We start from the raw sequence: 14,497 nt of genomic DNA on the forward strand, positions 1-14,497 counted from the left end.
CCCATCAAAACCTGAAAGATCAATGCCACGCTTCGGGAGTTGCGCGGCTCTATTAATCGAGGACTGGACCAATGCGTCTTTTGATCTTGGGCACCGGCCATATGGCCAACTCGCACGCGAGGAATTTCATCGAAGTCGAGGGTGTGACCCTTGCAGGGGCAGTCGATGTCGATCCCGGCCGGGCGGAAGCATTTCGAGAGAAGTACAGCATCGAGCGCGCATTCACCTCTCTAGAGGACGCCTTGACCTGGGGTGATTTCGATGCGGTCGCCAACGTGACGCCAGATAGCGCACATCATGCGACAACGTTGAAATGTCTGATCGCCGGCAAGCATGTCTTTTGCGAAAAACCGCTGGCAACAAACTACCACGATGCCGTCGAAATGGCAGATAGGGCGGAAGCCGCCAATCTGGTCGGTATGGTGAACCTCACCTATCGCAATGTCGCGCAATTGCAGGCTGCCCGTAAACTGGTGACGAGTGGTCAGGTCGGCAAAATCAGGCATGTTGAAGCTTCTTATCTGCAGAGCTGGCTTGTCTCGAAGCAGTGGGGTGACTGGCGCACTGAAAGCCAGTGGTTATGGCGCCTGTCTAAGAAACATGGGTCCAACGGCACGCTCGGCGACGTCGGTGTGCACATTCTTGATTTCGTGGTCTACGGCACGGACACCGAAATTGACGAGGTCTTTTGCCGTCTCAAGGCCTTCGACAAAGCGGAAGGCAATCGCATCGGTGACTATGAACTCGACGCCAATGACAGTTTCACCATGACCGTAAGCTTCACCAATGGCGCGCTTGGCGTTGTCCATTCAAGCCGGTGGGCCACCGGCCATGTCAACGAACTGCGTCTGCGCGTCTACGGTGATAAGGGATCGTTCGAGGTGGTTCATCGCCATGACGGCTCAAAATTGCTGGCGTGCCTCGGGGATGACATTGAAACGGCGACGTGGAGAGAAATCGAGGTGGAGCCGGTTGCCACCAACTACCAGCGATTTGCCGAGGCTGTAGGGCAGGGCAGCACACTGGAACCTTCGTTCCGTCACGCAGCAAAGCTGCAAAAGGCGATTGATCTTGCCAATGTCACGGAAAACGATCGCAAAGAATACCCGCTCGAAGCTTGAGCAGAACGAATGCCTATCCAACCTTGTCAGTCGAGGTTTCGTAGAGGACATTGCCCGTACTTGCCTCGACGCCGACAAGGCTCACATCATAGCCCCAAAGGCGGCGGACATGCCGCAGAGTGGCATCGCGTGTGTTCTCGCCGAGAATAATGCCGTCTCGGACCGTGTGTTGCAGGCGCAATTGACGATTACCCAAAAGATCCACGTCAACCACCTGGATGTTTGGCTGGTTCATCCCGAGATCGTAGCTCCGGGCAAGGGTGCCGCGGACTTTTTCATAGCCGCGCTCATTGTGAATCGAGGCAACGCGGTAGTGGTTTTCCTTGGCATCGTCGACCAGTGCGAACAAGCGCATTTTGCGTATCAGGGCCGGGCTTAAATACTGCAGCAGGAATGACTCATCACGATGATTGGCCCATGCATCGAGCAAGGTCCCGCGCCAATCGCCATTGCCGGCAAATTCGGGAAACCAGTCGCGATCCTCGGACGTAGGCTGCGTACAGATGCGTTCAATATCCTGCATCATGGCAAAACCCAGCGCGTAGGGATTGAGGCCGGAATAGCGCGGATCGTCGAACCCCGGTTGAAAGACGACATTGGAATGGCTGTGCAGCATCTCCAGCAAATGGCCTTCGCTGATCCTGCCTTTGTCGAAAAGCATGTTCATGATCGTGTAATGGACGAACGTGGCACAGCCCTCATTCATCACTTTGGTTTGGCGCTGCGGGTAGAAATATTGCGCGACGATACGGACGATACGAAGAATTTCACGTTGCCACGGTTCGAGTATGAGGCTGGTCTTCTCGAGGAAATAAAGCAGGTTTTCTTCCGGAAGATTGAGAGACTTCTTGCGCTCCAGCGCATCCAGCTCGGCCTCGGTCGAATCTTCGCTTTGCTTGGACTGTGGCAGCGTGCGCCACAAGTCACTGAAAATGCGGTCCTCATATTCCAACCGTTCGCGCACGCGTTCCTGTTCCTTTGCGGACGAAATGCGCGGCGGCCGTCGGTAACGGAATACGGCCTGATCCATCAGGGTGTGAGCTGCATCAAGGATCGATTCAACCTCGGAAAACCCGTACCGCTCTTCGCAACGTGCGACATAACCCTTGGCAAACTCCATGTAATTCAGGATTGCACTGGCATCCGTCCATTGTTTGAACAGATAATTGTTCTTGAAAAAATGGTTGTGTCCGAAGGAAGCGTGCGCCGTCACAAGCGCTTGCAGCGCCATCGTATTCTCTTCCATCAAATAGGTAATACAAGGATTGGAATTGATGACGATTTCATAGGCCAGTCCACGCCGTCCCTTGCGGTAGAGGTAATTCTCGTAGACGAAATGCTTGCCGAAGGACCAGTGCTGATAGATCAACGGCATGCCGTTGGAGGAATAGGCGTCGAGCATTTGCTCGGATGAAATGATTTCGAGCTGGTTTGGATAGACATCGAGGCCAAGATCTCCGAGAGCTATCTCCTTGATTGCGTCATAAGTGCGGGACAGTGTATCGAAGCTCCAGTCGGAGCCATGGAACAGAAGGTCAGACGTACCCGCACCCTTGCTCATCGGTTGTGACCCTCAGCCGTTCTTCGCAGAAGTTGATTGCTTGGCAAAAAGCTGACGGAAGACTGGATAGATATCCCCGGGCTTTGCAATTCGAGTCATCTGGAAATTCCGCCAGTTTTCTCCGACCTGGCGATAGGAACGCCAGAGTGAGGTGCCATTATCTGTCGATCTGAAAATGGCACTTTCACGTTCGTCCAGAATCTCGACATAAGCGTAGTACTGGCAAAGCTTCATCAGTTCCTTGTTCAGCAGATTGACACAATGCTCGGAGTCGCCCGCAAGGTTATCGCCGTCGGATGCCTGAGCTGCATAAATGTTCCAGTCCCGGCTGGGGTAGCGGTCGAATATGATACGCTGCATTTCCTCGAGCGCGGTTGACACGACCGTTCCGCCACTCTGTGTGCTGCGAAAGAACGTCTCTTCATCGACTTCATGAGCCTGATGGGTGTGACGGATGAAGACGATGTCGATGCGGTCGTAGCGCCGTTTGAGAAAGAGATGCAGCAACACAAAGAAGCGCTTGGCGAGATCCTTCTCGCGCTCGCCCATGGAACCAGAAACGTCCATAAGGCAGAACATTACTGCATTTGCGTTCGGCAGGGGCTGCGGTTCGAAGCGATTGAAACGAATATCAACCGGATCAATATAGGCAACGACCTTGCGCCTGCGCTCCAGGATTGCCAGCTCCTCGCGCAACTCCGCAAGATGATTGAAAGCAGCAGTGCCCGGCTTCGGTTCCCTTGCCTCCAGCTTTGCGATCTCCTCCGCCAGAGCGTCCACGTGTGCCTGTTTCGGACGCTGAAGAGCAATGCGACGCCCGAAACTGTTGCGCATGGTCCGCCCAACATTGATATTGGTCGGCGATCCGGCGATCGTGAAGCCGGCCCGGCGTGGCTTGAACGCAACCGCTTCCTTTAAGCTTGACTTGACCATGTCCGGGAGCTCGAGATCTTCAAAAAACAGATCAAGAACCTCTTCGCGTGACAAAACAAACCGGAAATCGTCCTCCATCTCGCCTTCGGACGCTGCCCCCTTGCCGGCACCGGTCCCGCCCCCTTGGCCAGGCTTGGGGAGGCGGTCGCCGGAGATAAATTCCCGGTTGCCCGGCAAGACGTGTTCCCGCCGCCCGCTGCTCCGATCTGGTTGGAAGCTGGGCTCGCTGGTGCCATCTACGGGAAAAGGTACGGAGTGGCCGGCATCGACATCCACGATCTTCCCCGACTTTATTTGTTCGTGGACGGCACGTTTGAGCTCCACGCGCGCACGGCGCAGAAAGCGCTGGCGGTTGCTCAGGCTTTTGTCCTTGGGATTCAGGCGGCGATCGATGAAGCTCGGCATGCACGCACCTCTCTTCGGCGATCAGCCGGCCTTGTTAACCCGCATATACCAATCGACCAATCGACGAACCTGCCTCTCTGTATATCCGCGTTCTACCATGCGCTGGACGAATTCTGTGTGCTGCTTCTCGGTGGCGCCATCCTTTTTCGAGCCAAAGCTGATTACGGGCAACAAATCTTCGACTTGGCCGAACATGCGTTTCTCGATGACCTCACGCAGCTTTTCGTAGCTCGTCCACGAGGGGTTGCGGCCATTGTTCTTGGCCTTCGCCCGCAAGGTGAACTTCACGACCTCATTGCGGAAATCCTTGGGATTGGCAATTCCGGCCGGCTTTTCGATCTGCGACAATTCACTGTCGAGGATGCCACGGTTGAGTATCTGACCGGTATCGGGGTCCTTGTAGTCCTGATCCTCGATCCAGGCATCAGCATAAGCGATGTAGCGATCAAAGAGATTTTGTCCGTATTCACTATAGGATTCCAGGTAGGCCTTCTGAATTTCGTGGCCGATAAATTCGGCGTAACGTGTGGCAAGTTCTGATTTGATGAAGTCGAGATAGTTCGCCTCGACCTCCTGCGGGAACTGCTCGCGCTTGACGGACTGTTCCAGCACATACATCAGATGCACGGGGTCGGCTGCCACCTGCTTGGTGTCGTAGTTGAACGTTTCCGACAAAACCTTGAAAGCAAAGCGGGTGCTGATGCCATTCATGCCCTCATCCACACCGGCGGCATCGCGATATTCCTGCACCGATTTCGCTTTGGGGTCGGACTCGCGCAGGTTTTCGCCGTCGTAGACGCGCATTTTGGTGTAGAGCGGCGAATTCTCATGTTCTGCCAGACGCGTCGATACGGTGAAGCGGCTCAGAATTTCCAGCACTTCCGGTGCGCAAGGATTGTTGAGCAATTCGCTTTCACGCAACAGCTTCTCATAAATCTGCTTTTCTTCCGTGACCCGCAGACAATAGGGAACCTTGACGACCGACATGCGATCGAGGAACGCCTCATTGTTCTTGTTGTTCTTGAACTGCAGCCACTCCGATTCGTTGGAGTGGGCCAGAATAATTCCCTGGAAGGGGAATGCACCGAAGTTCTCGGTTCCGTTGTAATTGCCTTCCTGGGTGGCCGTCAGAAGCGGATGGAGCACTTTGATCGGCGCCTTGAACATCTCGACAAACTCGAGCATGCCTTGCGTTGTACGATTCAAGCCGCCACTGAACGAATAGGCGTCAGGATCGGCCTGACTGAAGTTTTCGAGCTGCCGGATATCGACTTTGCCGACAAGCGAAGAGACGTCCTGGTTGTTTTCATCACCGGGTTCCGTCTTGGCGATGCCGATCTGGCGCAAGCGGGACGGCGTAAGCTTCACCACACTGAATTTCGAAATGTCACCGGCGAATTCATCAAGCCGTTTGGAGGCCCACGGCGAGATCAAACCATTGAGACGGCGGCGCGCAATCCCGTATTTCTCTTCGAGAAGCCCTGACATGCGCTCTGGGTGGAAAAGCCCGAGCGGCGATTCAAATATCGGGCTGATCTGATTACCGGCCTTCAGTGTGTAGATGGGCCTGTGTTCCATAAGCTGCTTCAGCCGCTCGGCCAGTGAGGACTTGCCACCACCAACGGGGCCGAGCAGATAGAGTATCTGCTTTCGCTCTTCCAGGCCCTGAGCCGCATAACGGAAATAACCCACGATCCGCTCGATCGTGTCTTCCATGCCGTAAAAATCGGCAAATGCGGGATAAATCTTGATTGTCCGGTTGAGAAAGATGCGGCCGAGACGTTCATCGGTGCTGGTATCGATGAGCTTCGGCTCACCGATCGCGTCCACCATCCGTTCGGAAGCAGTAGCAAACATGCGCGGATCATTGCGGCAAGCGAGGAGATATTCCTGCAGGCTCATCTCTTCCTGCTTCTCGCTGCTGTAGATTTCAGAGAAGAGACTAAATACGTCAGACGCTTGCGTAGTCATGTCAACCTCCAGCCGCATGCAAATTCAATGAATTTGAGCCGAAGGGGCCGCCCCTCCGCTCAGAAGGATTGCATGCCGAACGCTTACAGTGTCGGGTGAGTCGCTGTACTGCGCAAGACACTGATTGCAGTATTATTGTATAGATGCAATCAAGACACGCAGTTGTGTCCTTTATTAGATGACGATCACCCTTTGTCGCCATGTCCCTCTTCACAGTATGTAGGAACCGTAAATGGCAAAGTGTATGGGTAATCAAAAAAGAATTTGCGCGTCTGGTACCCAGCGGAGCGACGCAATGCAGTTTGTGCTCCCAACTTGCTATCGATCTGTGGCAAGTCAGAAGACCGCGCGACCTATTACCCACACTCCTGCTGCGCATAGTCCAAGGCCAAACAAGCGGGAGACACGGTGGCCGTTCGCAACCAGTTTTTCCGTGAGGATGAAGATCGCGATGGCAGCAATCCACAGGATATTCATTATTCCGCCGACGAAGAGCAAACCCATCAGAGCCCAACAACACCCCACGCAGTAGAGGCCGTGGCGAAATCCAAGGCCAAGCGAGCCAAGCGGGTGACGCCGGAACCCGCCGTGCCGCTGAATGAACACGATCGGCGCCTGGCATTGCTTAAGGCAAACATCCTTAAGCGGCGTCCATTGAAACAGCCCGACAGCGATAAGCAAAATTCCGCTAAAAAATTTGCTCGCGCTCGTCATTGCGGGCGTGAGCAGCAGCATATTCTCCAAGGCCCATTGAGCAAGAGTTGCCACCAAGGAGAAAGAAGCCCAGGCGAGCAGATAGCCACCAAGGAAGAAACCGGTTGCGGCCAACGGCTTGCCCTGTAACGCACTCTGCCGGCCAACTCGCGCGTAAAGCAGGATCATCGGCGATGCAGACGGTGTCATCATACCGATCATCATGATGACCCACATCGAAAACATGACGGCGAACTCGGTCATGGTCCACGAACGCGGCTCGGGTGCCATCACCATATCATGTGAGCCAGCGCCCATTTCCATACCTGACATCGCCATGTCGCCGATATTCATGGAGCGCGCAAGCCACAGGACGTAACACCATGCCATGACCGTCAGTGCAGTCATGCAAGCTGCGATGATGAGCTTATCCTGCCGGAGCACCGCTTCGAGTGAGGTATCGGTCATGGCATTTAGTGTACAACGCCACTTTCAGTAATATGCAATCTGGCAAACTGTGCATGCGAGTCCGGAATGGACAGCTTCAGCGGGCCCCGCGTCTCAGCCCATCCGCGCCCCACTTCACACACGTCGTATTCAAAACCATTTGGCAGGTTGATACGTGCGCGGTGCGTCTCGCCGGTAACAGGATTGAGGATAGGTTCCCCATGCGCCTCGATCCATCCCGGAACGTTCAACCGCGCCGTCCGGCGATGTATGTCGACGTCGAAATCGACCTTTGCGAAAACCGGATCGTGGACTTTCTCGAATGTTGTCGAAAACACTTGAAAGAAAGTTGCACCCGGTTCGGTATCCAGTCCACTCAAGATGCGCAACAGCGCTTCGCGTTGCTCGGGCGAGGCGCGTTCATCGATGATTGGTACAGCCTGCCCCTTCCCTTCATGGATGGCCCCCGGCCACGCCACGATCATGCTGCAATTTAATCCATCAAGTTTAGTGGTGCCATGATGACCTTCTTCAATCGCAATTGCGGCTATGGCGCAGCAATTTCCCTTGGTGGGCAAAGCGTTGAACTGGCAAGGGCAGCCATATGCACAATTGCAATGCACGAATTCACGACCTACCAGTGTCCATTTGACGTCAGGCATTCTCTCCTCCTTAATTGCTTCTAATTTTTACTCCATTCCCCAATGAATATTTTACAGTGTGCTTTGAGGCGCAAATTAGTGCATTACCCTGCCACCTGTGATGCGGCAGACATCAATTCCTGTGGCGTCGGTACGCCGAACATATAGCGGCCTCCTTCGGGAACTTCGGTAAAGCTCCAGCGCACAACGCCGTCCCGGTCCAGCAGGAACTGACCGACCAGCTGACCCTCACCGGTTGCAATCATCTGCTCGTCGGCTTCGGTGACTTCATAGCCATCTGCCTCGGCGAGATAGGTTCCGGCTGCAATGGGGTCCATCGGTTCAGGTAATTCTCCCGGCAGATCGACCCGCATTGACATCACCGCATCCTTGCTGAGCTTGTAGGGCCAGTTTGTTTCAGTTTCGGTGAACTCAATGTTGGGAAGGCCAAACGCGCGGTGTGAGACCCGCTCGGGATCGGACGCTGCCAACAGATTGGGCAACGGGTGGTAACGGAAATATAAGCGGGCACGCTCAATCGGCGTATTCACCACCGTCAGGCTATCAATACCCTTCTCGCGCAATGCGCCTTCAAGTTGCGACATGGCAGCGATTTGGCGCCTGCAGAACGCGCAATGCAAACCACGGAACAGGCCGACTAATACCGGTTTGTGGCCGCGAAAGTCGTCGATCGCCACTTTGCCCTGGCGCGTGATCGCATCAAGCACGACATTGGGCGCCCGGTCACCCGGCTGTAGCGGTCCTTTGATATGAGGCTCCGACATATGTCATCCTCCTCTTGGCTAATCAAGAAACGGCAATACGACAAGCGCTTCGGGATCGAGTCCGTGCCTGGCGCAGATTTCTTGCGCCAGAGCAAAGTACCGTTCCGCCTCGGCCATATCATCGAGGTCGAGATTGAGCGTCGCCAAACCATCATAGCACGGAAACAGCAATTGTGGTTCGCCGGTTTTGCCTGCAACCTCAAGCGCTTCGTTGTAGCAATGGCGCGCCAGTTCCGGCTGGCCATGGCATTGATAGATCTGCCCGAGCACCGTCAACGGTACGGGGAGATGATCACGTTGATCCAATGCACGATCGATCTCGATGGATCTTTTGGCAGCTGGCACCCCCTCATTCGCACAGCGATCCGTGAACGTGCAGCAAGCAACCGCAAGGTTGGCGAGGAGCTGCGCCTGAAACCCGAGGTCGCCGATGCGGCACGCCATTTCAAGCCCCCGCCGGCATGTCTCGATTGCCAATTGCGGATTGACTACGGTGTAGAGCACGCCAAGGTTGGTATAGCCGCGACAGGCAACACTAAGAAGCGCCGCATCTTCCGCGACTTTAACGCTTTGCTCTACCTCGCAGACCGCCTCCCGGTTTCGCCCGAGCCGCGCCAAGGCTACGCCCTTGGTATTGAGTGCCTCAGCAATGGCTCGGGTGGCCTCGATCTCGGCTTCTGCGTCAGCATCAGACACCAGTGACTTTGCGCAGCGCAATGCTTCGTCTGCCCACCTCACGGCACCAGCATGGTCGCCCGTACGAAACGCAAGGTGGCCGCGTTCCTGCAAAAGGTGCGCGCGCTCGATCGGCGAGTCGATGCCCTCAAGCAGTGTGGCTGCTTCAGTGTAGCGTATCTCGGCCTCGTCACGTTTGCCTGAGTCCCAAAGCAGGCGCCCAAGCTTGCGCAGTATCCTTGCTGAAGCCTCGGGGTGACCTGCACTTCGAAAGACTTTCAGTACTTTCTGGTAATACGCGTTGGCCGTGTCACGTTCTCCGGCGGGTCCGCAAAGATCGGCAATTCGTTCGCACAGGAGAAGCCATTCCGTCCCTTGATCGCCAGCATCCGACAAAGCGTCCAGCGCCTGTCGATAGAGACGGATCGCATCGTCATTGGCATATGTTTTGCGGGCCCTGTCACCCGCCGTGGTCAGATAACGTGCGCCTTTCTTCCTCGCTGGGGTTTGGCTGAAATGGTGTCCCAGCAATATCAAATCTTCGAGACGTTCGGGATCGCTGCCGTACAATCGCTCCAAGGTGACACCGACCAGGCTGTGCATCTCGGTGCGCCGTTGCAGCAGCAGATTTTGGTAGATCACATCATGAAGCAACGTCTGCGTGAATCGGTACGTCCGTGACGACACCGGGCCGGCGCTGGTGACTTCCTCAATGATCTCCGCGTCACAAAGAATATCCAGCCCGACTTCCACATTGGCCTGATCACCCGCGATGGATTTCAGCAGGATTGCATCGAAGTGAGGACCGATAACGGCAGCCTCCTGGGCTAATCTGCGTGCCTCTGGCGGTAATCTGTCCATCCGTGCAAGCAACATGGCCTGTATGCTCACAGGAATTTCAACGGTTGCTTCTTTTGCCGCAATTCGCCAACGCGGGCCATCACGTTGTACGGCACCGACTTCAATAAGTCCGCGCAGGATCTCCTCAATAAACAAAGGATTGCCACTTGCACGCTCGAGAATCCGGTTGCACAGATCGGCAGGCAACCCACGCCGGCTGGGGCCAAAAAAAGCGGTGAGCAGTTGTCGGCCTTCACTGGCAGGTAGAGGGGCTAGCCGCAAAGCTGTCAGGCTGGTTCGGCTTGAATCGAGCATGTCCGTATCGAATGCCGGCCGGTGCGTCGTCACAAGCATGAAGCGGCTTCGCTCAAGCCGGTCCATCAAAAAGCGCAATGCCTCAAGTGAAGCAGTGTCAGCCCAATGCAGGTCTTCGACGACAAGCAACAGCGGTGTGCGCGCCAGGCGCCGCTCGAAAATGACACGGATCGCGTAGAAAATCTGTCGCCGCAACTGCTCAGGTTCGACATGCTTCAGCACACCGTCAGGATCGCCAATACCGAGAATGTAGAACAGGAGCGGCATCAGTTGCTCGACGTCTTCAATTGCAAGGCCGAGCCCGTTCAACCCAGTTGCAAGTAACTCCCTGGTCCTTTCGGCCGTTTCGGTCGGTGCGATTTCGTAAGCGCTGCGCAACACGGCGGCGAGTGTGCCGTAGGATTGTTCACCGAGTGGCGAACAGACGGCCCGCCGGACGACGACGTTAGTGAAACGTTCGTCGTTGCCTGCGCGAGCGAGGAACTCGTCAGTCAGGCGCGATTTCCCGATGCCCGCCTCGCCGATCAGCCTTATCAGCTGCGCTGCACCGCCGCACGCAAGATTGAGACAGCTGAGCATGCGGGTTAGTTCGGCATCGCGCCCGATCATCGGTGCACTGAGGCCAAGCGTTTCAAGTCCGCGTGCTGCGCGCGGCGCGTCAAGCGGTCCCACCAATCGATGTACCAGAACGCTGCCGATTTTACCTCGCAACGCGACGTCGCCGATGAGGTCGTATGCAAATGCATGCCGGGTAAGGCGGTAAGTCAGCGGCCCAACGAGTACTTCCCCAGGTTCTGCCATCGACTGCAGTCGCTGAGCGCTGTTGACCGTATCGCCCGTCACCGAATAGGATTTGGCATTACCTGCCCCGAACCCACCGGTAACAACTGGGCCGGTGTTGACCCCCACATGCAATACAAGAGGCACATGAACGCGTGCTTGCCAGCGCTGACCTACATCCGCCGCCCTGTCCACCATATCCAGAGCTGCGCGAAGGGCCCGTTCGGGATCATCTTCGTGTGCAACCGGGGCGCCGAACAATGCGAGCATTGCATCGCCGATGAATTTGTCGACAAATCCTCCAAAGCTCTGCACCGCTACCGTTAGCTCCTCGAACAGTTCGTTCTGAAGAGTTTGCATGACTTCCGGATCGAGCTGCTCGCTCAAAGCAGTGAAGCCGCAAAGGTCGGCAAACAACACGGTGACGGTGCGGCGGTCTGCTTCACTGGTGAGCTTGACAGGACGGAGAGTTCGTTCGGCGTTGGGAGCTGGCTTCAGGTGGCCATCTGTTTGCGGTGCACCAGGGATCCGAGTGCCGCATCTTGGACAAAACGCGAAGTCCGCAGGACACAGATATCCGCAGCCAAGGCAAGCAATCGGCTGTTTCGCGCCGCATTTCGGGCAAAACGCAAAACCGCTTGTAACGTCAAAACCGCAACTGGTGCAGTCCATCGTCAACGACCTCGCAGGAGCCGCGACTTGCGATCGTGTTTCCGGCCATATTCAAATGAGCTTGGTGCTCCGACAAATAATGGACCCGCGACAGTCGACTAGCAAGCGGCGAGGCTTGAAGCGAGATATTGGACACGACGCACGCCCCGGTATTCCACCGTCTAGACGACCGTTTCGCCGCCATCCACCACAAGTGCTTGCCCGGTGATATAGGATGAACGGTCCGAAGCCAGAAAAAGGATCGATTCAGCAATTTCATCGACGCTGGCCCAGCGTCCAAGCGGCACCTGCTGGCGGACATAGGCTTCGATCGCCTCGCGCCCGCCCATTTGGGCGATGAATGGTTCATTGAAGGGCGTATCCACCCAGCCGGGGCACAGAGCGTTCACGCGGATTCCGAACTTCGCATAATCACCGGCCATCTGCCGTGTCATGGCAATGACGGCATGCTTGGTTGTGGTATAGGCGATCATCTCGCGATCATAGAGTACGCCCGACGATGACGACGTGTTGAGAATGACGCCGCGTCCTGCAGCTTTCATCACCGGTATGACGAGACGCGCCGCCATGAAATGCGCCCGAACATTCAAGCTCCACGAGCGGTCGAACCCCTCGATTTCTACCTTCTCAAGATCGCCTGCGACCTGTGCGCCGGCATGATTGTGCAAAATGTCGATACGGCGATGCCGGGTGACGATAGAGGATATGCCCGCTGCAAGCGCACGATCGTCGGTGACATCGACGATCATCGGTTCCCCACTTCCACCTGCCTTCGTGATGTAATCTACCGTGTGCTCCGCACCTTCCGCATTTTGATCGGCGACGATTACATGGGCGCCTTCACGCGCGAGAATGGCGGCGCCGGCCTGGCCTATTCCGGAGCCAGCTCCGGTCACGATAGCAACGCGATCTCTGAGGATCATGGGTGTTTCCTGTATCAGTTTGTTGGTTTTTTCTCACGCATCAGGATGCGTGCAATCAGGATCATCATCAGCGAAGCGACAAGGACCAGCGTGGCGACTGCGTTGATTTCCGGCGTCACGCCCCTGCGGATCGAGGCGAAGACGTAGATCGGCAAGGTTGTCTTCGAGCCCGCAACGAAAAATGCGATGATGAAATCGTCGAAGGAGAAGGTGAAGGAAAGCAGAAAGCCCGCGAGCACCGAAGGAAGGATTTGCGGCAGCACGACGAGCCGGAATGTGGTGAGGGGTGTCGCATAGAGATCGCTGGAGGCCTCGACAATGTCCCTGCCAAGGCTGGCGATACGGGCCTTGACGATCATCGTCACCAGCGCCATCGAAAAGAGGCCGTGGGCGGCAATAATGGATCCATAGCCAAGGCCAAGTTGCGGTGGATTTTCGCCAGGCCATACCGAGGCCAAAACCGGATTCATGAAGGAGAACACTTCAACCAGGGCGACCAGCGTGGCAATGCCGATCACGACACCAGGTACGACGATGGCGGCGGCGAACAGGCCGTCCAGCACCGCTCGGGAGCGAGGGCGCAGCCGCTCCATGCCAAGCGCTGCCATTGTGCCGAATATGGCGGCGAGCGTTGCACTGGTCAGCGCGATGATCAGGCTGTTCTGCAGCGCGGCCACGAGGAAGGTATTACCGAGCGCCTTGCCATACCACATGGTCGAAAAGCCGGTGAACTCGCTGGCATTGCGGCCGGCATTGAAGGAAAACAGCACCACAAGCGCAATAGGTGCATAGAGGAACAGGTAGACGGCTGAAATAAAGGCACGCATCAGACGAGGTCCACCTGTCTTGTTCCGGCGATCTTCCAGGCAATCCGCATGGCGATCAAAAGCACGAAGACCACGACGACCACGAGAGTGACGGCGATCGCCGAGCCGAATGGCCAATTGCGCGATTGCAGGAAGAGATCCACAAGCGCATTGCCTATGAAGAACACCTTGCCGCCGCCAAGCAGCTGCGGGATCAGATATTCGCCGAGCAGGAGAATGGTAACGAGCGCCAGACCGGTCATAACCCCGGGCAGGGAGAGCGGCAGCGTCACGCTGAAAAAGGTGGAGACCGGTTTGGCGCCAAGATCGGCGGAGGCTTCGAGCAGGCGGCGATCCAGTTTTTCGAGGCTGACATAGATCGGCATGATCATTAGCGGCAGATAGCCATAGACGATGCCCAGAAGCACGGCGCCGGGCGTATTGAGAATACGGACGTCCTCGAAGCCGATCATGTCCAGAAGGTGAGGAATGCCGCGGGAGCCGAGGAGATACATCCACGCATAGGTGCGCACCAGCAGGCTTGTCCAGAATGGAACGACGACGAGGGATACGAGGAGCAACCGGTAACGCGGGCTGGCCCTGACCGCCAGATAATATGCGACCGGATAGGCAACGACGAGACAGACCAACGAGCCGACCGGTGCAAGAACAAGAGTGTTCCAGAAGGCAGCGGAGCGGGCCGGAAGATTGGCGAATTGAGCAAAGGTGAAGGCCGGCTGATAGCCGCCTTCAGGAGCTCGCTCGCCGACGGAAAAGACCAGCATTGCGATGAATGGCAGTACAAGAAAGATGAAAAGCCACGCCACGGCCGGCGCGACAAGCGCCGCCGTGACCATCCCTCGTTTTGTGTTTAGTGCCAATGCCATGGGGAGCTCTCTAACGATCGATGCCTTGCCTCCCCTCGCCAC

The 14,497-nt window shown here is 56.2% G+C and carries 11 protein-coding genes; 1 reads left to right on the plus strand and 10 read right to left on the minus strand.

The window, feature by feature from the left end; all coding sequences use genetic code 11:
* Positions 1 to 71 precede the first annotated feature (71 nt).
* Positions 72 to 1,121: a Gfo/Idh/MocA family protein gene (locus tag CU103_RS18780; RefSeq protein WP_106665577.1), complete on the plus strand. Its 1,050-nt coding sequence runs from the start codon at positions 72 to 74 to the stop codon at positions 1,119 to 1,121.
* Between the two features lie 13 nt (positions 1,122 to 1,134).
* On the opposite strand, the gene CU103_RS18785 is transcribed toward CU103_RS18780, so the two are convergent.
* The 10 genes from CU103_RS18785 to CU103_RS18830 all read right to left on the minus strand — a co-directional run bounded on the left by CU103_RS18785 (position 1,135) and on the right by CU103_RS18830 (position 14,455).
* Positions 1,135 to 2,682 (minus strand): SpoVR family protein, encoded by a 1,548-nt coding sequence (locus CU103_RS18785; RefSeq protein ID WP_106665578.1) that lies wholly within the window; start codon positions 2,680 to 2,682, stop codon positions 1,135 to 1,137.
* A 12-nt stretch (positions 2,683 to 2,694) separates the two neighbouring features.
* On the minus strand, positions 2,695 to 4,020 hold the full coding sequence (locus CU103_RS18790; protein WP_106665579.1) for a YeaH/YhbH family protein: 1,326 nt from the start codon (positions 4,018 to 4,020) through the stop codon (positions 2,695 to 2,697).
* 21 nt (positions 4,021 to 4,041) lie between these two features.
* Entirely contained in the window at positions 4,042 to 5,991 is a 1,950-nt protein-coding gene (locus tag CU103_RS18795) for a PrkA family serine protein kinase (RefSeq protein WP_106665714.1), read from the minus strand.
* 336 nt (positions 5,992 to 6,327) lie between these two features.
* The gene (locus CU103_RS18800; protein WP_106665580.1) at positions 6,328 to 7,152 is read right to left on the minus strand and encodes a DUF2182 domain-containing protein; all 825 of its coding nucleotides are present in this window, start codon (positions 7,150 to 7,152) and stop codon (positions 6,328 to 6,330) included.
* 5 nt (positions 7,153 to 7,157) lie between these two features.
* Positions 7,158 to 7,793 carry a DUF1326 domain-containing protein gene (locus CU103_RS18805; protein WP_106665581.1) on the minus strand — a complete coding sequence of 212 codons (636 nt, stop codon included), beginning with the start codon at positions 7,791 to 7,793 and terminating at the stop codon, positions 7,158 to 7,160.
* 83 nt (positions 7,794 to 7,876) lie between these two features.
* Positions 7,877 to 8,557: a peroxiredoxin-like family protein gene (locus CU103_RS18810; RefSeq protein WP_106665582.1), complete on the minus strand. Its 681-nt coding sequence runs from the start codon at positions 8,555 to 8,557 to the stop codon at positions 7,877 to 7,879.
* Between the two features lie 18 nt (positions 8,558 to 8,575).
* Positions 8,576 to 11,839: an adenylate/guanylate cyclase domain-containing protein gene (locus tag CU103_RS18815; protein WP_106665583.1), complete on the minus strand. Its 3,264-nt coding sequence runs from the start codon at positions 11,837 to 11,839 to the stop codon at positions 8,576 to 8,578.
* A gap of 161 nt (positions 11,840 to 12,000) precedes the next feature.
* Positions 12,001 to 12,762 carry an SDR family NAD(P)-dependent oxidoreductase gene (locus tag CU103_RS18820; protein ID WP_106665584.1) on the minus strand — a complete coding sequence of 254 codons (762 nt, stop codon included), beginning with the start codon at positions 12,760 to 12,762 and terminating at the stop codon, positions 12,001 to 12,003.
* 14 nt (positions 12,763 to 12,776) lie between these two features.
* Positions 12,777 to 13,589: an ABC transporter permease gene (locus tag CU103_RS18825; protein ID WP_106665585.1), complete on the minus strand. Its 813-nt coding sequence runs from the start codon at positions 13,587 to 13,589 to the stop codon at positions 12,777 to 12,779.
* Positions 13,589 to 14,455, minus strand: a complete 867-nt coding sequence (locus CU103_RS18830) for an ABC transporter permease (protein WP_106665586.1) — start codon at positions 14,453 to 14,455, stop codon at positions 13,589 to 13,591. Before CU103_RS18830 ends, CU103_RS18825 begins: the two co-directional genes overlap by 1 nt.
* Positions 14,456 to 14,497 lie beyond the last annotated feature (42 nt).

The organism is Phyllobacterium sophorae (genome assembly GCF_003010965.1).
GTDB lineage: Bacteria > Pseudomonadota > Alphaproteobacteria > Rhizobiales > Rhizobiaceae > Phyllobacterium > Phyllobacterium sophorae.